At 70.1% G+C, this 17,548-nt stretch carries 18 protein-coding genes and 1 pseudogene; 13 read left to right on the plus strand and 6 right to left on the minus strand.

Annotated elements, in window-relative coordinates; translation table 11 throughout:
- Window positions 1-32: 32 nt before the first annotated feature.
- Window positions 33-797 (minus strand): cation:proton antiporter, encoded by a 765-nt coding sequence (locus POL67_RS28435; protein WP_271922636.1) that lies wholly within the window; start codon window positions 795-797, stop codon window positions 33-35.
- Between POL67_RS28435 and POL67_RS28440 the strand changes: the two genes are divergently transcribed.
- The gene (locus tag POL67_RS28440) at window positions 781-1,053 is read left to right on the plus strand and encodes a hypothetical protein (protein ID WP_271922639.1); all 273 of its coding nucleotides are present in this window, start codon (window positions 781-783) and stop codon (window positions 1,051-1,053) included. The genes POL67_RS28435 and POL67_RS28440 overlap by 17 nt on opposite strands.
- On the opposite strand, the gene POL67_RS28445 is transcribed toward POL67_RS28440, so the two are convergent.
- A complete protein-coding gene (locus POL67_RS28445; RefSeq protein WP_271922640.1) occupies window positions 1,050-2,816 on the minus strand; it encodes a glycoside hydrolase family 15 protein in 1,767 nt (588 codons plus the stop codon). The genes POL67_RS28440 and POL67_RS28445 overlap by 4 nt on opposite strands.
- 211 nt (window positions 2,817-3,027) lie before the next feature.
- Between POL67_RS28445 and POL67_RS28450 the strand changes: the two genes are divergently transcribed.
- Both POL67_RS28450 and POL67_RS28455 read left to right on the plus strand, forming a co-directional pair.
- Complete coding sequence (locus POL67_RS28450) at window positions 3,028-3,522, plus strand: MarR family winged helix-turn-helix transcriptional regulator (RefSeq protein WP_271922643.1); 495 nt, start codon at window positions 3,028-3,030, stop codon at window positions 3,520-3,522.
- A gap of 5 nt (window positions 3,523-3,527) precedes the next feature.
- A complete protein-coding gene (locus tag POL67_RS28455) occupies window positions 3,528-3,914 on the plus strand; it encodes a hypothetical protein (protein ID WP_271922645.1) in 387 nt (128 codons plus the stop codon).
- 15 nt (window positions 3,915-3,929) lie between these two features.
- Here POL67_RS28455 and POL67_RS28460 read toward each other — a convergent pair whose 3' ends face one another.
- Window positions 3,930-4,544 (minus strand): SRPBCC family protein, encoded by a 615-nt coding sequence (locus POL67_RS28460; RefSeq protein WP_271922647.1) that lies wholly within the window; start codon window positions 4,542-4,544, stop codon window positions 3,930-3,932.
- 232 nt (window positions 4,545-4,776) lie between these two features.
- On the opposite strand from POL67_RS28460, the gene POL67_RS28465 reads away from it, so the two are divergent.
- From POL67_RS28465 to POL67_RS28475, 3 genes and pseudogenes are all read left to right on the plus strand, one after another.
- Complete coding sequence (locus tag POL67_RS28465) at window positions 4,777-5,940, plus strand: hypothetical protein (RefSeq protein ID WP_271922649.1); 1,164 nt, start codon at window positions 4,777-4,779, stop codon at window positions 5,938-5,940.
- A gap of 317 nt (window positions 5,941-6,257) precedes the next feature.
- Window positions 6,258-7,148: a CDP-alcohol phosphatidyltransferase family protein gene (locus tag POL67_RS28470; protein WP_271922651.1), complete on the plus strand. Its 891-nt coding sequence runs from the start codon at window positions 6,258-6,260 to the stop codon at window positions 7,146-7,148.
- A 167-nt stretch (window positions 7,149-7,315) separates the two neighbouring features.
- Window positions 7,316-8,005: pseudogene (locus tag POL67_RS28475) on the plus strand (phosphatase PAP2 family protein); the annotation flags it as partial.
- Between the two features lie 44 nt (window positions 8,006-8,049).
- Here the strand turns inward: POL67_RS28475 and POL67_RS28480 are convergent.
- Window positions 8,050-8,748, minus strand: a complete 699-nt coding sequence (locus tag POL67_RS28480; protein ID WP_271922653.1) for a cob(I)yrinic acid a,c-diamide adenosyltransferase — start codon at window positions 8,746-8,748, stop codon at window positions 8,050-8,052.
- 103 nt (window positions 8,749-8,851) lie between these two features.
- Here POL67_RS28480 and POL67_RS28485 point away from each other — a divergent pair, with 103 nt between their 5' ends.
- Window positions 8,852-10,432 (plus strand): hypothetical protein, encoded by a 1,581-nt coding sequence (locus POL67_RS28485; protein WP_271922656.1) that lies wholly within the window; start codon window positions 8,852-8,854, stop codon window positions 10,430-10,432.
- A gap of 98 nt (window positions 10,433-10,530) precedes the next feature.
- On the plus strand, window positions 10,531-11,697 hold the full coding sequence (gene moeB / locus POL67_RS28490; RefSeq protein WP_271922658.1) for a molybdopterin-synthase adenylyltransferase MoeB: 1,167 nt from the start codon (window positions 10,531-10,533) through the stop codon (window positions 11,695-11,697).
- Here the strand turns inward: moeB and POL67_RS28495 are convergent, their stop codons facing one another.
- Window positions 11,698-12,021 carry a hypothetical protein gene (locus POL67_RS28495; protein ID WP_271922660.1) on the minus strand — a complete coding sequence of 108 codons (324 nt, stop codon included), beginning with the start codon at window positions 12,019-12,021 and terminating at the stop codon, window positions 11,698-11,700.
- 172 nt (window positions 12,022-12,193) lie between these two features.
- Between POL67_RS28495 and POL67_RS28500 the strand changes: the two genes are divergently transcribed.
- Together POL67_RS28500 and POL67_RS28505 are read left to right on the plus strand one after the other, a co-directional pair.
- On the plus strand, window positions 12,194-12,649 hold the full coding sequence (locus POL67_RS28500; protein WP_271922661.1) for a hypothetical protein: 456 nt from the start codon (window positions 12,194-12,196) through the stop codon (window positions 12,647-12,649).
- A gap of 36 nt (window positions 12,650-12,685) precedes the next feature.
- Window positions 12,686-13,708: a tetratricopeptide repeat protein gene (locus tag POL67_RS28505; protein ID WP_271922664.1), complete on the plus strand. Its 1,023-nt coding sequence runs from the start codon at window positions 12,686-12,688 to the stop codon at window positions 13,706-13,708.
- Window positions 13,709-13,725: 17 nt separating this feature from the next.
- On the opposite strand, the gene POL67_RS28510 is transcribed toward POL67_RS28505, so the two are convergent.
- Entirely contained in the window at window positions 13,726-14,085 is a 360-nt protein-coding gene (locus POL67_RS28510; RefSeq protein WP_271922666.1) for a PEGA domain-containing protein, read from the minus strand.
- A 152-nt stretch (window positions 14,086-14,237) separates the two neighbouring features.
- On the opposite strand from POL67_RS28510, the gene POL67_RS28515 reads away from it, so the two are divergent.
- The 3 genes from POL67_RS28515 (at window position 14,238) to POL67_RS28525 (ending at window position 17,154) form a co-directional block, all read left to right on the plus strand.
- Complete coding sequence (locus tag POL67_RS28515) at window positions 14,238-15,509, plus strand: FxLYD domain-containing protein (protein ID WP_271922668.1); 1,272 nt, start codon at window positions 14,238-14,240, stop codon at window positions 15,507-15,509.
- A 4-nt stretch (window positions 15,510-15,513) separates the two neighbouring features.
- Window positions 15,514-15,726, plus strand: coding sequence for a hypothetical protein (locus POL67_RS28520; RefSeq protein ID WP_271922670.1), 213 nt, complete (start codon window positions 15,514-15,516; stop codon window positions 15,724-15,726).
- 126 nt (window positions 15,727-15,852) lie between these two features.
- A complete protein-coding gene (locus tag POL67_RS28525; RefSeq protein WP_271922673.1) occupies window positions 15,853-17,154 on the plus strand; it encodes a hypothetical protein in 1,302 nt (433 codons plus the stop codon).
- Window positions 17,155-17,548: the final 394 nt, after the last annotated feature.

Here is a 17,548-nt window from a genome sequence, read left to right on the forward strand (position 1 = left end):
GAGATCGGTGTTACGAGCACCGCCTCGTCAGGTCAATGCGCGTCGCGCGCGTCGGGGATCGGAGGCTCGGGCGGTTTTGACGCGCGCCGGGACAGGCTCCACTTGAGCGCGGGCGGCGTGACCATCGTGGTGACGATGACCATGGCCACGAGGGCCGAGAAGACCGCGCCGGAGACCACGGGCTTGCCGCCCACCGTGAGCGACTGGCCGATGTTGGCGAAGATGAGCCCGACCTCGCCGCGCGGGACCATGCCGACGCCGATGGTCAGCCGATCGATCCCCTTGCCCACGCCGAGCGAGCACGCCTGCTTGCCGAGGATCGCCGCGACCGTGAGCGCCACCGCGAGCAGCGGCACGCCCGGCTGCGCGAAGGCGCCGAGGTCCGTCCGGATGCCCATGAGCACGAAGAAGATTGGCACGAGGAACGACGAGATCGGCTGAACGAGGTGTTCGAGGGTCGACTCGCCGCGTGCCGTGAAATCGCGGAAGTGCATGTCTTCGAGCACGAGACCCGCGGCGAACGCGCCGACGATCGGGGCGAGGCCGATGAGGCCCGCGAGCCACGCGAAGAGGAAGCAAAACGCGAGGCCGAGCGCGAGCAAGACACCACGGGCGCGGAGGCGCGAGGCCACGGAGAAGAGGCGCCGGGAGACCTTGGCGCCGATCACGAGCGAGCCGACGAGGAACACGAGGGCCTTGCCGAACACGAGCCCGATCTCGCCGTAGCCCATCACCCCGCCGCGATCGGCCGCGCCGAGGATGCCCGTGACGACCGCGAGGATGACGAGCCCGAGCACGTCGTCGATGACGGCCGCGCCGAGGATGATGCGCGCCGAGGTTGCCGAGGAGCACGCCGGCGACGAGCTCGCCGAGCACCGCGGGCTGTCCGACGCGAACCGCGAGATCCCCGCCGAGCTTGGCCGCGGCGAGGATCACCGCGAGGTAGAGGAGGACGGCGCCGATCGGATCGGCATGCGCGCTCCCCTCGGAGCCGAATGCGATCGAGGGCAGGAGCGCGCCGAAGAGGAAGGCGAGGAGGAGGCCGTTTCTTAGAGGATGTCGGACCACGGAGGAGACGACGCGAACGCTGCGTGGATGAGGCCCACGTGGGAGTAGGCCTGGGGGAAATTACCCCACATCCGCAGGGTGCGGGTCTCGTAGTCTTCGGAGAGCAGGCCCACCGGCGAGAGCGCGGAGCGCGCGCGATCGAGCACCTCGCGCGCCTCGGCCTTGCGACCCACGGTCGCGAGCGCCTCGACGAGCCAGAACGTGCAGATGATGAACGCCGCGCTCGTCTCGCCGAACTCGTCGCCGCGATACCGCATGAGCCAGCCGCCCTGCGACAGGCGATCACGGATCGCGTCGATCGTCCCGTTCAGGCGTGGATCGTTCGGCGGCAAGAAGCGGAGCGGCGCCATTTGCAGGAGCGCCGCGTCGAGCTCCTGGCCGCCGTAACTCGACACGAACGAGTTCAGGTCCGAGCGCCACGCCTTCTCCACGATCTCGGCGCGGATGCGCTCGGCCGCGGCGCGGTAATGGTTCGCCCGCGCGGGCCGGTGGCGCTCGGCGACGCGCGCCATGCGGTCGGCGGCGCAGAAGCACATGAGGCTCGAGAAGGTCTGCGGCTGCGCGTCCGAGCGGAACTCCCAGATCCCCGCGTCCGGCGTGCCCGCCACCTCGATCGCCTTCTGCGTGAGCCGCTCCAGGAGATCGAGCCCGTGCGTCGATCGTTCGGCCACGAAACGATCGTCGAGGAAGACGGGCGCGAGCGCGAGGACCATCTCCCCGAAGACGTCGTGCTGGAGCTGCGTGGCCGCCGCGTTGCCGACGCGCACCGGCCCGTGCCCCTCGTAGCCCGGCCACGCGTCGAGGATGGACTCTTCGAGATCGGGCGTGCCGTCGACACGATAGAGCGGGCCGAGCGAGAGCGAGGGCGCGGCCGAGGCGGCGATGTTGAAGAGGTACTGGATGAACTGCTCGCGCTCCTCGAAGTGGCCGAGGAGCCGGAACGCCGCGAGCGCGTAGTACGCGTCGCGCAGCCAGCAGTAACGATAGTCCCAGTTGCGCCCGCTGCCCGGCGCCTCGGGGATGCTCGTCGTCATGGCCGCGACGATCGCGCCCGTGTCCTCGAAGCAGTGCAGCTTGAGCGCGAGCGCCGAGCGGATGACCTCCTGCTGGAAGAGCGGCGGGATGTCGCAGTGCATGACCCAGCGCTCCCAGTAGCGCCGTGTTTGCCCGAGGAAGTGCTCGCAGACGGTCGGGAGCGAGTCCTCGAGCGGCGGGCCCCAGGCGAGCACGAGGTGCTTCTTGCCCGTGAGCGCAAACGGGATGTCGGTCACGTACGAGAGCGGGATGTCCGTCGTCAAGCGGAGCGGGGCGGCGAAGCCCTCGTACCGGATGTGGTTCGAGCCGACGAGCTTGCCAGGCGTCCCCTTGCTCCAGCCGAGGCGCGGCTCGCAACGGACGCGCACGCGGGGCGTGCCCTCGAGCGGCTCGACGATCCGCACGATCATCGTCGGCCGAAAGAACCGGTCCTTCTGGAAGTAGCGCGGCGCGAAGTCGAGGACCCGGAAGGCGCCCGAGGGGGAGCGGAAGGTCGTCTCGAGGATGTTTGTGTTCGGAAGGTATCGCTGCACGCCCGGCTCACCACCCGCCGGCCCCACCGTGAAGACCCCCCCACCCTGCTCGTCGAGCAAAGAGGAGAAGACCGGCTCGGCGTCGAAGCGCGGGAGGCAACACCACACGATCGACCCCGAGCGGTCTATCAGCGCGGAATATTGGCAGTTTCCAATGACGGCAAGATCTTCGAGTCGCACCGGTCAAGGATGGCCTGCCCGTCGTTGCCGCTCAAAAGGAAAACCGTCGGAGCAAAAAACGATCGTCCGGGGGAACCTTCCTGCGTTTCGTTCCGACGGGTCGTCTGGCGCCGCCGCGCGATCACTGCGCGGTGCACCCTTCGACGATCTCGATCGACGGGGCGAGGTGGGCTAGCGTGGCTCGCTCGGCGGAAAGGGAATCGGCTCGGTCATGAGCGCAGCACCAAGCGAAAAGAGCGAAAAGAAGAAGCAGAAGGCGGACAAGGCCGAGAAGCTCGGCGAGGTCCTGGATTTCATGCGCCTGCTCTGGGCCGTGGATCACGCCCTGCAGTCGATGTCGAAGCGCATGGAGGCGTCGCTCGGCGTCACGGGCCCGCAGCGCCTCGTGATCCGGATCGTGGGGCGCTTCCCGAGCATCTCGGCAGGCGAGCTCGCGAGCGTGCTGCACATCCACCCGAGCACGCTCACGGGGATCCTGAAGCGCCTCGAGAGCCGCGGCATCATCGGACGCAAGCCCGATCCGGACGACGCGCGTCGCGCGCTCTTCGAATTGACGGCGCGCGGGCGCGAGCTCGACGGCCTGAAGGTCGGGACCGTGGAGTCGATCGTGCGACGATCGCTTTCGAAGATCCCGCCACGGAAAGTCTCCTCGGCGCGCGACGTGCTCGGCTTGCTCGCGTTGGCCCTCCTCGAAGAGAAAGAGTAGTCCGCATGCGAGAGCTCCGCGTCGCGATCGTCCTCTCCGTGTTCCTCGCCGCGTGCGGCGCGGAGGATCCGGATCTCACGCCCTTGCCCGACGACGGGAGGTTCCGCCCGCCGGCGAGCGGCGAGCGCACGACCGAGGCGCTCGCGTGCGACACGCTCGTCGACGCGCACAGCAAGCGGATGCTCTCGCTCGGCTGCTTCGGCACGTCGCGCACGTGCCCGGGCTTTTTGCGCGCGGAGTTCGGCGCCGAGTGCCTGCAGTACGACAAGGGCAGCGTCGACGGCTGCCTCGAGTTCTTCGCGTCGAAGACGACGTGTGATGATCTCAAGGTGGCGCTCGAGGGCTGCGTAATCACGGCCTACACGGGCACGACGCCGGCCGGCTGTCCGTAGAACGTCAGCAGAACGTCAGCGTTTTCCTTCCACGAACGATCGCATCGCGCGGACGCCTTTGCTCGCGCCCTGGAGGTTCTCCGTGTTGAGCAAGCTCGCGGGCAGTGGCAGGCGCGGCAGCAGGAAGACCTCGAGCTCGAGTTCGGTGCGCGCGGCGTCGATCGGACGCAGGCGCCACACCGCGTGGAAGTCCTTCACGTTGCCCTCCAACATCGAGACCTCGTAGGTCTCGACGCCCCCCGCCGCGCCCACGAGCTTGCGCACGGCCATCCGCGCCCAGAAGCGCGCGGCTCCGTGCAGCGCGGTGACCTCCATGTAGATCTCGCGATCCCCGCTCTTCGTGCGGCCGAGGATCTTCGACTGGCTGTAGTGCGGCATGAAGCGCGCGTAGTCCCCGAACGCGAGCACCTGCGCGCGCACGGCGTCGATCGGCGCGGCCACGATCACCTTCGCGCGCCCGCGCACGAGATTGGATCCCGGGATCGGGACCGCGACCGCCATCGCGTTCGCCGCCGTCGAAGCCGCCGCCCGCGCAGGCTCCGCGCGTGCCTCCCCGCCCCCGAGGACCCCTACGAGCCCCAGCGCCCCGAGCCACCGGAAGCGCCCCCCGCCGCGCATTCGATGCTGCATGCGATCGATTGTGGTTCAATAAACACACCCACGCACATTCATGGTGTGTGAACGGATGAATCCGTTGCCAGCGTGCGGCGTGGCTTGAAACGAGTAACACCGCATACTGAAACGAATCATGATCCGGAGGTCCAGACGGAGGGATGGGGTGCGTGGATCCACGCGCAGACCGCGTGGCGCGACGTGCGCGCCGCCGCCCCCGGATCACCGGCGCGTCGGAAGGGGGATACCTATGATTCGAATGTCCTTGATGTTTTTGTGCGGGCTCGGAGCGGCGCTCGGGGGTCTCGGCTGCGGCAGCGACGAGACGCCGGAGCCGCCCGGGACGAAGCCGCCCGAGCCGCCGGTGACGACCGACGCCGGGCCGGGCGGCGAAGCGGCGGCGTGCGCGCCGCTCGGCGGGACCGTGGTGGTGAGCCAGGAGGACGGAATCACGCCCTCGATCCTCTGGACGAACGGGAGCTACCTCCTCGCGTGGCAGACACGCACGGGCGGGACGGAGGAGGTGCGGGTCGCGCGGATCGGCACGGACGGCAGTGTGTCGCCTGCGCACGTCGTGGCGACGCTCGCGGGCACACACGCGCTTCCCACGCTGCAGGCGACGAGCAGCGGGCCGATGGTGACGTGGGAGGACACGGGTCCGTCCGGGCTCGTGATCCAGGCGCACACGCTGGGCGCGGACGGGACGCCGACGGGGCAGCCGATCCAGCTCGGCACGAGCGACGCGTCGGAGGCGCGGCCCGCGACGGCGCCGATGTCGGGCGGGCTCGCGGTGGCGTGGATGGAGACGCCGGGCGCGCGGCTCGGGCTCGTGAACGGCGCGGGCATGGGCTCGACGACGGCGCTGCCCGGGGCGCGTTTTCCGGCGCTCGCGAGCCGAGGCAACGAGCTCGCCTTGGCGTGGAGCATGGGCGGCGATCTCTCGATCGCGCAGACGACGGGCATGCCCGGCGGCTCGGTGACGGGGACGGTGGTGCGAACGGGCGCCGGCGAGGCGCGGGTGCCGAGCGTGGCGATCGACACGAGCGGAGCCACGCTCGTCGCCTGGGAGGACACGCGCGAGGGTGAGGAGCGCATCTATCTCGCGCGTGTCTCCGCGAGCGGCGCGAAGCAAGACGAGGTCCGCGTCGAGGACGCCGAGGGCAGCGCGAACTGGCCCGCCTTGGCCGTCATGGGCGAGCGCGCGGCCGTCGCCTACTACCAGTTCCAGGGTGGTCCGTCCTCGATCTTCCTGGCGGTCTTCGGGCCGGGTCTCACGCGTGACGGCGCGACGCTCCGCGTCTCGGGCAAAAACGCTCGCTTCCCGGCCGTCACGTTCACGGGCAGCGAGCTCGGCGTGGCGTGGGCGGAGAAGGACGCGGGCATCCGGATGCGTCGGGTCAGCTGCGACGGGTAAGGCGGCGACCGGAGATCGCAAAGCGATCTCCCTCATCTCCCTCAAGGGGGTGAATCGGCCGGGCTCTGCCTGGCCGAGAGGGGGACGCGAGGCGTCCCCCTGAGGACCAGAGGTGAATCGGCCGGGCTCTGCCTGGCCGAGAGGGGGACGCGAGGCGTCCCCCTGAGGACCAGAGGTGAATCGGCCGGGCTCTGCCTGGCCGAGAGGGGGACGCGAGGCGTCCCTCTGAGGACCAGAGGTGAATCGGCCGGGCTCTGCCTGGCCGAGAGGGGGACGCGAGGCGTCCCTTTGAGGACCAGCGATCGAGCGAGCAAACCATGCAGCGCCCGCCCGAAAACCGCGCAACGGGGGCGGGCGCGCCTCATGCACCAGCGGACGTCGTGACCATGGTCATCACGCTCGTGGCGCTTCTTCTGTGCACGATGGTGGTCGCGGCTTACGCAACGCGCGTGGCCCGCTCTGGACGGGCGGCGCACCCGCGCCTCGGGCCCTCGCCCGGCAGCGCGCTCCTGCCCGGCTGGCTCGTCGAGGCCTTTTACTGGGCGATGCACGCGCCGGGACGGGCGCTCATCGCGCTGCACGTCTCGCCGGACGCATGCACCTACGCCTCGCTCGTGTTCTGCTGCGCGAGCCTGCCGCTCGCGGCGACGGGACGCTTCGCCGAGGCCGCGGCCGTGGTGATCGTGGGCTCCGTGCTCGACGCTCTGGACGGCATGGTGGCGCGCGCGCGTGGCGTCGCGTCGCCGTCGGGCGCGGTGCTCGACTCGTTCGTCGATCGCATCGCGGACGCGGCGCCCTTCATCGGCCTCGCGATCTACTACCGGCACAACGTCGTCTCGCTCGTCATCCCGCTCGCGGCGATGGTCGCCTCTTCGCTCGTGAGTTACGCGCGGGCGAAGGCCGATCAGCACAAGCTCGTGCTCCCGAACGGCCTCATGCGCCGGCACGAGCGTGTCGTGTACCTGTCGGCGTCGCTCCTCCTCGGGCCGCTCGTCCCGTACACGAACGTGCTCGGCGGCCTGCCTCGCCCGCTCACGCTCGTGGGCGTGGGCCTCGTGGCGGTCGTAGGCACGCTCGCGTCGATCATGCTCGTCGCGCGGACCCGCGCGGCGCTGCGGGATCCGCAACCCGCGACCTCGAAGCGCGCGGGCAAGTCGTTCGCGCGGAAGGGCGCAGACGCGCGAGGGCCGCTGCCCGTCGAGCACTGAGGCGAGCCATGGTGGCGCGAGCCCGCGCGCGCTGGGGTCGCAGGTCCTTCCTACCGGCGCTCCCCTGGATCGGATACGCGGCGCTCGTCGCGGTCGTCGACCGGCCGCGCTGGGACATCCTCCTCGTCGCGGCCCTCGCCACCACCGCGGCCTACGGCGGCGCGCGCATGCGTCGCTTCTACCTCGCCGCGATCCCGGCACTCACGCTCTTCGTCCTGTACGACGCGCTCCGGTACCTGTGGCCCGTCAGCGTCTCGGCCTCGCGTGTCCTCGGCTGCGAGTTACGCGACGTCGAGCTCGCGTTCTTCGGCGTGGGCGTGCGCGGTGAGATCGTCACGCCGAACGAGTGGCTCGCGGGCCTCGCGAGTCCCGCGCTCGATCTGCTCTGCGCCCTGCCCTACGGTGCGTACCTCGGCATCATGGCCGCGCAGTACACCCACCTCTGCGTGAAAAAGCCTGACGCGGCGCGGCGTTTCGCCCGGCTCGCGCTCGGCACGCACGTCGTCGGGTTCGCCACGTACCTGCTCCTGCCGGCGGCGCCGCCCTGGTACGTGGCCACGCACGGCTGCGCGATCGATCTCGCCGCGCGTGGCTCGCCGGCCGCGCTCACGCGTGTCGACGCGTGGCTCGGGCACGGCTATTTCGCCTCGCTCTACGGGCACGGCGCCGTGGTCTTCGGCGCCCTCCCCTCGCTGCACGTCACGTATCCGCTCTACGGCTTGATCGCGACGTTCCGCACGGCGAGCGCGCCCTCACGTGCCTTGCAGATCGCCTACGCGCTCGTGATGCCGTTCGCCGCGGTCTACCTCGGGCACCACTACGTGATCGACGTCGTGCTCGGGCTCGCGTACGTGGCGATCGTGTACGGCCTCTCCCTCGTGGTGGGCGAGGCCTCATTTCGTCAGAGCGCCTTCGACTGGCCCGTCGCCGACTTGTCCGGCTCCCAGAGCACCTCGCCCGTGCCGAGGTGGAGCGCCACGAAGCGGCTCCAGACGAAGAGCGCGTCGCTCAGGCGGTTCAGGTAGGTCACGGCGAGCGGATCGACCTCCGTCTCCCGGGCGAGCGAGACGCAGAGCCGCTCGGCGCGCCGGCACACCGTCCGGCAGACGTGCAGGTCCGTGTTCGCGCGGGATCCGCCCGGCAGCACGAACGAGCGCAGGATCGGCAGCTCCTCCTGGCAACGATCCATCTCGGCTTCGAGCCGCTCCACGTCCGCGGCCGTCACCCGGGGCTGACGCGGGTGCACGTCCTCGGGCAACGTGGCGAGCAGCGAGCCCAGGTTGAAGAGCTCGTGCTGGACCCGGCAGAGCGAATCGGCAAGCTCCCCGAGCGGCGCCGCGCTCTCGGGGCGCGCCTTGTCCGCGGCGAGCCCCTCCAGGATCGATTGCCGGGCCGCGCCGACGAACGCGTTCAGCTCGTCGACCGTCCCGTAGGCCTCGATCCGCGCGTCGTCCTTGGGCACACGCTGCCCGCCCACGAGGCCCGTATCGCCGGTGTCACCCTTCTTCGTGTAGACCCGGTTGATGGTGACCCGCGGCTTGTTGAACGTGCGGGCGCCCTCCGTGGGGGCCTGCCCCTCCTGTTTCGACTCATCCGCCATGGCCTCGGCGTCGTAGGACGCCGGGGGAGGCCGGTCAAGCCGAGAGGTTTCGGCGCTCGGGCGAGTTGACGATCGAGGATGTGGGATGGGAGAGTCCCGCGCCATGCGAAAGAGCGTCCGTTCCCTCCCGAGCACCACGCAGCGCGTCGCGACGATCCTCGCGCGCCTCGCGACCGCGGCCTCCCTCGCCGCGACCTTCGCCGCGTGCGGCCCGCCGCCGGCGCCCGCGATGCCGCCGGAGAGCGCGGAAGAGCGCGCCGAGAAGACCAAGATCGAAAGCGCCAAGAAGCTCATGGAGAAGGCCGACGAGGCCTACAACGCAAAGGACTTCGACGAGGCGCGCAAGCTGCTCGGCCAGGCGAAGGACCTCAACGTCGAGTCGCTGAACTTCCAGATCGCCGAGCAGCTCGAGAAGGTCGACAAGCGCCACGCCAAGCTCTGGGCGAACGAGGTCGAGGCGTCGCTCAAGGACGGCGACTGCAAGGGCGCGTTCGGCGAGCTCGCGGGCCCGATGCGGGATCTGGAGAGCGAGGTCTTCGTCCGCGAATTGCGCCGGCTCATCGGCGCGCAGGCCCTCGCGTGCGTGCAGTCGCGCGTCGACGAGGCCACGACGGCGAACAAGTTCGCCGCGGCGCGCGCGCTCGTCGGCTCGGAGGACACGAAGACGGTGCTCGGCGGCGCCGCGCAGAAGAAGCTCGTGACCGAGGTCGACACCACGATCTTCGAGGCGAAGAAGGCCGCGCTCGAAGAGCCGCTCAAGGCCAAGCACTGGGCGGACGCGCTCGCGAAGATCGACGAGGCCCAGAAGGGCGGCGACATCAGCGACGAGGGCGCGAAGGGCCTGCTCGGCGTGGTGCGCGCGGCGATCACGCCCGAGATCGCGGGTCTGGCGGCGCGGGCCGTGGGCCAGGGCCGTGAGGCGCCGAAATCACTCGAGGAGGTCGATCGGCTCATCAAGCTCGTGCGCTGGGACATCGCGGGCCCGGACATGGCGCCCGTCGCCAAGGACAAGGCGGCGCCCGAGGTCGTGGCGAAGAAGCGCCAGGCGCTCGCGGTCTGGGTCGAGGCCCAGCGCGTGAAGATGAAGCCCGGCAAGAAGGCCGAGAAGCGCTGGGCGCACGGCAAGATCGCGGTCCTGCCCGCGGCGAAGAGCGACGCCCCCTCGAAGCGCGACCTCGCGCCCGCGACCGAGGTGTGGATCCTCGGACAAACCAAGGACCTCGCGCTCGTCACGGACGTCGATCCGGCGGGCGCCTCGCTCGACGTGCAGCTCGAGCGCGCCATCGGCTGGACGCCGCTCGCGCGGCTCGCCCCGAAAAACACGACCGACTGGATCCCGCCGGACGATCAGCTCGTCGGCACGCGCGTGTGGGCGCCGCTCCGCCCGGGCGAGGCGAACCTCGAGCTCGGCACGGTCTCGGCCGTGAAGGGGCAAGATGTCACGGTCAAGCGCCTCGCCGACGACAAGGAGCTCCAGGTCAAGCGCGGCACGCTGCGCCTCGGCCGCCTCCTGCCGGGCGCGAAGCTCGTCGCGTTCTGCCAGGCGAAGACGCAGATCGTCACGCTGGAGGAGGTCCTGCCCGATCAGCGCACGGTGAAGCTCGTGTGCGAGGGCGGCCTGCGCAAGGACGAGGTCCTGCCCGGCCTGCGCGCGCGCCCCGAGGACCTGCCCGCGCCCAAGTGAGCAAGGACCCGCCACGTGCCGAGGGCGGCTCCACGGGCCACCCTTGACGGCACGTTGTCTCCGAACGACGAACCCATCCCCGCCCAGCGAGGACCCGCATGCCGACGACCTACACCGATCTGATCGCCGAGGTCCGCAAGACCATCTCGACCGTGACTCTGGAGGAGATCAAGCGCCGCCTCGAAGCCCGCGAGCCGATGGTGCTCGTCGACGTGCGCGAGAAAGACGAGAACCGCGCCGGCTACATCCCGGGCGCGCTCAGCGTCCCGCGTGGCTTCCTCGAAATGCAGATCGAGCAGAAGGTCCCGGACAAGAACGCGCCCGTGGTCCTCTACTGCGCGGGCGGCACGCGCTCGGCGCTCGCCGCCAAGACGCTGATCGATCTCGGCTACACGCGCGTCGAGAGCGCGAACCCCGGCTTCGTGCGCTGGAAGGATCTCGGGTATCCGATGGAGACCCCGCCCCAGCTCTCGGACGCGCAGCGCGATCGGTACTCGCGCCACCTGCTCCTGCCCGAGGTCGGCGAGGTGGGGCAGGCCAAGCTCCTCGCCTCGAAGATCCTGCTCCTCGGCGCGGGTGGCCTCGGCAGCCCCGCTGCGCTCTACCTCGCCGCGGCCGGCGTCGGCACGATCGGCCTCGTCGACGCCGACGTCGTCGACGCCTCGAACCTCCAGCGCCAGATCATGCACGCCACCTCGCGCGTCGGCATGCCCAAGGTCGACAGCGGCGAGCAGACGATCCGCGATCTGAACCCCGACGTGAAGGTCGTGAAGTTCGAGGAGCGGCTCACGAGCCACAACGTCGAGCGCATCTTCCGCGACTTCGACATCATCGTGGACGGCTGCGACAACTTCCCCACGCGGTACCTCGTGAACGACGCCTCCGTGTGGATGAAGAAGCCCGTCGTGCACGGCTCGATCTTCCGCTTCGAGGGTCAAGTCACGACCTTCCACCCCGCGGCCGGCGGCCCTTGTTACCGCTGCCTCTACCCCGAGCCGCCGCCGCCGCACCTCGCGCCGAGCTGCCAGGAGGCCGGCGTTCTAGGCGTCCTGCCGGGCCTCGTGGGCACGGTCCAGGCGACCGAGGCGATCAAGCTCGTGCTCGGCCAGGGCAACCCCCTCATCGGCCGCCTGCTCACCTACGACTCGCTGCGCATGAAGTTCGGCGAGCTCAAGCTCCGCAAGGACAAGACCTGCCCCGTCTGCGGCACCGAGCCGACGATCACGAGCTACATCGACTACGAACACTTCTGCAACATCGGCTGATCACGCATACGAGGCGACGATGTCCTTCGACGGACGCTCGATCGCCTCGATCCGGCTCGTCACGAGCTGCCGGCTCGCGTCGACGGCCGTCGCGAACCAGATCGCATCCCCCACGCCGGGTTTGTCGATGCGCGGAATCACCGCGCCGTTCGGGAACAACCGCACGCCCCCTTCGAGCTTCAACGACACCGCGATGTGCGCGGGGACGAACTTCCCCGTCCGCCGGTCCCGCACCGCGACGCAGACCCCGTCGCGCATGTGGTACTCCGTGTTGCGGGTGACGTAGACGCAGTTCTTCCGACGCTCGACGCCAGGGTGTCCCATCTCGGTTTCGCTCCTCCCACGCGACCCTCGCAGACGCCGCGGCCGCGGGCCAAGTTCGTGCGGGCGGCACCACGAAACCGCCGATGCACGGAAGCAACCACGAGCGCAAGTTCCCTCGCGATCGCGCCGGTTTTTCGATCTCGGCGCGCGTGATCTCTACGATCCGTCGCCGATGGCAAAGAGCCCACCTCGCACGCGTCCCGGCCTCGTCAAGGCAGGCCCGGGGCCTCTCGTCCGGCGTCGACAGCTCGATCTCGTCGCCGCGGAGGACGGCCCTGTCCGTGCCATGGTCGAAGGCGCGGACATCGTGAGCGAGGGCATGCCCCAGACCGAAGGAGACGGCATCGTCTACTACGGCTCGACGAGCGTGCTTTTGCTCGCGCGCTCCCGGGGTGGCACGCTGCCCGATCCCGACCTCGCGTCCATGGCCGCGCTCCTCGCGTGTGATCCGCACCTCAAGCTCCGCGTGCTCCGCATCGCGCGCAGGGAGGCGTGTACACGTGTGCAGGGGGAGCTCGGACCCGTGCGCGCCGAGATCGACGTACGCGCGTCCGCTGCGGGTGTCGTCGTGCTGGTGGACGTCGTCGCCGTCGTACATGCCTCCGCCGCGAGCGGCGCGTCGCGCTAAACTCGCGCCCCTCGCCCCTCGCTCCTGCCCTACGCCATGAACAACAAAGAACGCCGCGACCCTGACGCAAACAAGGTCATCCACGTGATCTTCGGGCCGGGCGGTGGACGCGTGGCCGAGCCTCCGAAGCGCCTGCCCGATCCCGACCCGGCGCGTTTGCCCACGGAGCTGCCCGTACCTCAAACGCGCGAGCCCGTGAGCGACATGTTCACCGGCGCCGAGGTGTGTCGCCTCCTCGGCATCTCCGCGGGCCGCCTGCGATCGCTCGATCGCGCGGGGATCGTCTCGCCGAGCGGCCGTCGCAAGGGCCGCCGCGCGTACACGTTCTCCGACGTGATCGCGCTCCGCGCCGCGCGGGATCTGCTCGCGCGCAAGGTGCGCCTGCGCGACGTCGCGCGCGCGGTCGAGAACATCCGCGGCGCGCTCCCCAAGGTCACGCGTCCGCTCGCCGAGCTGCGCATCGTCTCCGATGGACAGCGCGTCGTCGTGAAGAGCGCGACGGGCACGTTCGAACCGCTCACCGGGCAGATGGTGCTCGACTTCGACGTGAAGTCGCTGCGCGACGACGTCGTGCGTGTCCTGCGCCCGATGGTCGGCCGTGATCGGGCGAAGACCGCGTACGAGATTTACGTGCGCGCCAGCCAGCTCGACGAGAACCCGCAGACGATGTCCGAGGCCGAGGAGCTTTACCGTCAAGCGCTCGAAATCGATCCGTGGCTCGCGATCGCGTACACGAACCTCGGCAACATCTGCTTCCGCCGCGGCGACGAAGTGCAGGCCGAGTCGCTCTATCGACGCGCGCTCGAGATCGATCGCAAGCAACCCGAGGCGCAGTACAACCTCGGCTACGTGATGCTGGAGCGTGGGCACGCGGGCGCGGCGGTCGAGTTTTTCCGCGGCGCGATCGAGAGCGATCCGCGCTTCGCCGACGCGTACTTCAACCTCGCGATGGCGTACGAACAGGTCGGCGAGAGCGCGAAGGCGCGGCCGTGCTGGCGCAAGTACCTCGAGATCGAACCCACGGGCACGTGGGCCGAGATCGCGCGCCGCCACCTCTAGCCACGAGCGAGCGACAGCTACTTCTGCTCGCGGATCTTCGGCGGGTGATCGAGCTTCACCGTCTGGTGATCGCCTGGCGAAACGTTGACGCTCATCGTGCGATCGCCCTCGGCTGGATCGAGGAACGTCACGTCGTGGGGGCCCATCTTCACGCGGTAGTTCGTAAGCGGCGTTTTGCCGATGGGCTTGCCGTCGAGCAGCACGTCCTGCGGGGGATCCGAGAGGATGTCCAGGGTCCCCGAGTCCTCCACGACCTCCTCGGCCTGCTCCGGCTCCTCCGCCTTCGGGGCCGTTTGGCCTGCCGTCTCGGGGCCGGCCCCGCCCTCGGCGGCCCCCCCGCAGCCGAGCGCGCCTCCCCCGGCGAACACGAAGATCATGGAAATCGCAAGGATAGTGCGGGTGGTCGAACGCGCCTCGGTCATCATGAAGGCTCATCGTAGCAGCCGCGCAGCCCCGGCCGACGGATCCTGTTCGTCTCGTCTGGATCCGTTTGCCCGTCCTTCCCCATTTTGCGGCATACTCCGTCGCCATGATCGAGCACACGACGGGCGAGCCGCGCATGGCAAATGGATTTGGACCCGGTGGGGGCGGATTGCCGCCGCCCGCACCACCCCCGGGCGGGGCACCGCCTTCGGGAGGTGACAACTTCGGCGGCGGCGGTCCGCCTGGTGGCTTCGGTGGTGGTGGCCCGCCCGGCGGCTACGGTCCCCCGCCCGGCGGTGGCGGCTACGGCGGGCCTCCCGGCGGCGGACCTCCCGGCGGTGGCGGTTACGGCGGGCCTCCCGGCGGTGGCGGCTTCGGCGGGCCTCCCGGTGGCGCGCCTCCCGGCGGCGGCGGCTTCGGCGGGCCCCCCGGCGGCCCCGGCGGCCCTCCCGGCGGCGCGCCTCCCGGCGGCGGCTACGGTCCTCCCCCCGGCGGCGGCTACGGCCCTCCTCCCGGCGGCAACTTCGGCGGCCCTCCGATGGGCGGCCCTCCGATGGGCGGCCCTCCGATGGGCGGGCCGATTCTCCCGCAGCAGAAGAAGGGCCCGAACATGGGCCTCATCATCGGCCTCGGCTGCGGCGGCCTCCTCCTGGTCACCATCATCGGCGTCGTCGGCTTCTTCTGGTACGCGGCCAAGAAAACGTCCGAGGCGATCGCAGCGATCCCGCTCGACTCGGCGAACCCGGACGGCCCGAAGCTCGGCGATCTCGGCGACCTCGCGAAGCCCCCGAAGGCGGGTGATCTCAAGGCCGAGCTCAAGGATCTTCGCCATTACAAGGCCGAGTACGGCAGCACGATCCACTTCGTGGGCGAGATCCACAACACGGGCAAGGATCCGCTCGGCTTCCCGAACATCAAGGTGACGTTCTTCGACGACGGGAACACCGCGATCGACAGCGGCACCTGCTCGAGCCTCATCCGCGAGCTCGCGCCGGGCGAGAAGGTCCCCTGCACGTTCTCGCTCTACAAGACGACGAAGTGGGCGTCGTACAAGACCGAGGCGAACCCGATGCGCCCGCTCTTCACGGGCAAGGCGGCGAAGCTCAAGATCTCGGACACCAAGTTCACGGCCAAGAAGGGCTTCAACCCCCACCAGGTCGAGGGCAAGATCACGAACGAGAGCGCGTTCAAGGCGAAGAGCGTGTGGGCGCTCGTCTCGCTCTACGACAAGGAAGGCAAGATCTGCGGCGCAGATCAGGCCCTCGTCGCCGGCAACGATCTCGACTCCAACTCGGGCGGCATCTTTACGGCGAAGATCTACAACGTCGCGGCTCCGCCCGACACCTTCCGCGTCCTCGCCGTCGGCTACAGCGAGTGAGCCCATGAGCGACGTCGGCTCCGCGCGCCGCGCGAAGGAACAACTGAAGAACGACATCGGCGCAGAGCCCTTCTGCGCCGGCGTCGGCGTCGAGCGCGAAGACGGCATCGGGTTCGTCGTGCGCGTGAACGTTCGCCCCGGAACGCTCGCCGAGGCAAAGGCCCGCGTGCCTGCTCGAATCGGCGACGTGGTCGTCAAGCTCGTCGAGGCCGACTAGGACGTCCCCGCTCTGCGCGGACGTTCGTCTCGTCCCTCCTCTCGATCCCTTCTCCTCTTGCTCCGCGCACGTTTCGTCCCCGAAACGGCGGCCCACGCGCGCCAAAGCGTGTAAGCTTCACGCTTCGTGAACGCGCTCAACCTCTCCCGGAGGCTCGCTTCCCGCATCGTCGAGGGTCTCAAGGGTCGAGGCCGGATCCTCGTCGTCAAAGGCGGGACGGCCGCGCTCGTCCGCGCCGTGGACGATGCCATGTCCGGCTACGTCGAGCCGCTCGCCGAGCGTGCGCTCCGCGTGCCGACGATCGCCGACGATCCTGCCACACGTGAAGCGCTCTCGCGGCTCACGGGCCGCGTCGCGCAAGCGCTGCTCGCCTCCGAGCACCTCGAAGACGTCTTTGCAGATCGCAGCGTCGTCGAGCGCGAGGTGCTCGACGCGGCGCGCCTCGCGCTGAACGAGGCGAGCGCCTCGCAGGACGAAGCGGTCGTGCGTGTCGAGCTCGATCTGCTCGGGTACGTCGCCGCCACCGCGGGCAAACGCGCGCGTGCGCAGTCGCTCGTGGTGGCGCTCGAGCGCGCGGGGCTCGTCGCGGGCGCGCGGCTCGACACCTACGACCCCGCCACGCGCGAGGCCGTGTTCGTGCCCGAGCCGCCGGCAGATCCGGACCTGCACCTCGAGCTGGAGGAAGCGGTCGCGGACGAGCTCTGCGCGCTCGTCGAGCAAGGCGCGGTGGAGCTGCCGACGCTCGAACGCAAGGCGCCGCTCACGCGTGAGGTCAGCCCCTCGGAGCGCGCGCGGCTCACGCGCCTCATCGATCGCGCGGCCACGCGCACGCTCCGCCGCACGGGCAACACAGCGTCGTGGGAGATTCCCGACGGCCGCAGCGTGCGTGTCGTCTACACGCCGCTCTCGGAGCTGGACGCGCGCGACGTCGACATGCACGTCGCGGCCTTCGCCGCCGAGGTGGACGCCTTGCTCGCGGACGCGGGCGCGCCGCTCATCACGTCCCTGCCCGCGCCCCCACCTGCGCCGGTCGAGCCTGCCCGCGCGCAGCCGCGCGGCAAACCCGCGGTGAGGCCCGGGGCGCCCGAGCCTCCGCGTCACGCCAACGGCAACGGCGCGGTGCTGCCCCTCGAGGAGGCAACCGAGGAGGAGGCCGCGCCCTCGGAGCCGGCGCCGACGCCTGGACGCGCGCGGACCACGACGAAGCGCTCGCCTCGCGCGAGCTCGCGCACACCTGCGACCACGCGCGCATCGGCAACGCGGACGGCGACGAAGAAGCGCGCGCCGGCAAAACGCGCGACGAAATCCGCCACGACGGAAGAAGGCACGCGCAAGAAGGCGACGAAGGCCACGACGAAGAAACGCGCGCTGCCGGCGACGACGACGAAGGCACGCACGACGAAGCCGCGGGCGACGAAGAAGCGCTGAGCTTCCCCCTGCCCTCTTGCCACGGGGCGGCTGAGCAGGGTGTGTGCTTGGGGCCGTCGCGCCGGGGCGCTGCCCCGGGCCCCGCGGGGGCTGTTCGCCCCTCGACCCGAACCAGGCGCGGCCTGGACCGAGGGTGGAAGAACTGCGCAATGCGCAGTTCTTCCAGCGGGCCGGTGGCAAGACCATGAAGGTGGGGTTCAAGCGGGCGACGGGGAGGTCGTCGACCTTGTACGCGTGGTCCCTCCACCACACGCGCGCAGTGACTTACGTCGTCCTGATATTGAAGTCGTTGGGAAACACAGCGGGTCCGCATCCATGCGGAAGTGGGTTTCTCTATGGCACGGGCCCATGCGGGTCGCTTGCCGAGTGTTCATGCCAAACACCGCACGTCGAT

The sequence above is a fragment of the Polyangium mundeleinium genome (assembly GCF_028369105.1).
In the GTDB taxonomy this organism is placed as follows: Bacteria; Myxococcota_A; Polyangia; order Polyangiales; family Polyangiaceae; genus Polyangium; species Polyangium mundeleinium.

Excerpts from the sequence above, each read along its gene's own strand:
- POL67_RS28440 (WP_271922639.1), top strand. The coding sequence starts at position 781 with ATGACGAGCCCGAGCACGTCGTCGATGACGGCCGCGCCGAGGATGATG.
- POL67_RS28450 (WP_271922643.1), top strand. The coding sequence starts at position 3,028 with ATGAGCGCAGCACCAAGCGAAAAGAGCGAAAAGAAGAAGCAGAAGGCG.
- POL67_RS28455 (WP_271922645.1), top strand. The coding sequence starts at position 3,528 with ATGCGAGAGCTCCGCGTCGCGATCGTCCTCTCCGTGTTCCTCGCCGCG.
- POL67_RS28460 (WP_271922647.1), bottom strand. The coding sequence starts at position 4,544 with ATGCAGCATCGAATGCGCGGCGGGGGGCGCTTCCGGTGGCTCGGGGCG.
- POL67_RS28465 (WP_271922649.1), top strand. The coding sequence starts at position 4,777 with ATGATTCGAATGTCCTTGATGTTTTTGTGCGGGCTCGGAGCGGCGCTC.
- POL67_RS28470 (WP_271922651.1), top strand. The coding sequence starts at position 6,258 with ATGCAGCGCCCGCCCGAAAACCGCGCAACGGGGGCGGGCGCGCCTCAT.
- POL67_RS28480 (WP_271922653.1), bottom strand. The coding sequence starts at position 8,748 with ATGGCGGATGAGTCGAAACAGGAGGGGCAGGCCCCCACGGAGGGCGCC.
- POL67_RS28485 (WP_271922656.1), top strand. The coding sequence starts at position 8,852 with ATGCGAAAGAGCGTCCGTTCCCTCCCGAGCACCACGCAGCGCGTCGCG.
- moeB (WP_271922658.1), top strand. The coding sequence starts at position 10,531 with ATGCCGACGACCTACACCGATCTGATCGCCGAGGTCCGCAAGACCATC.
- POL67_RS28495 (WP_271922660.1), bottom strand. The coding sequence starts at position 12,021 with ATGGGACACCCTGGCGTCGAGCGTCGGAAGAACTGCGTCTACGTCACC.
- POL67_RS28500 (WP_271922661.1), top strand. The coding sequence starts at position 12,194 with ATGGCAAAGAGCCCACCTCGCACGCGTCCCGGCCTCGTCAAGGCAGGC.
- POL67_RS28505 (WP_271922664.1), top strand. The coding sequence starts at position 12,686 with ATGAACAACAAAGAACGCCGCGACCCTGACGCAAACAAGGTCATCCAC.
- POL67_RS28510 (WP_271922666.1), bottom strand. The coding sequence starts at position 14,085 with ATGATCTTCGTGTTCGCCGGGGGAGGCGCGCTCGGCTGCGGGGGGGCC.
- POL67_RS28515 (WP_271922668.1), top strand. The coding sequence starts at position 14,238 with ATGATCGAGCACACGACGGGCGAGCCGCGCATGGCAAATGGATTTGGA.
- POL67_RS28520 (WP_271922670.1), top strand. The coding sequence starts at position 15,514 with ATGAGCGACGTCGGCTCCGCGCGCCGCGCGAAGGAACAACTGAAGAAC.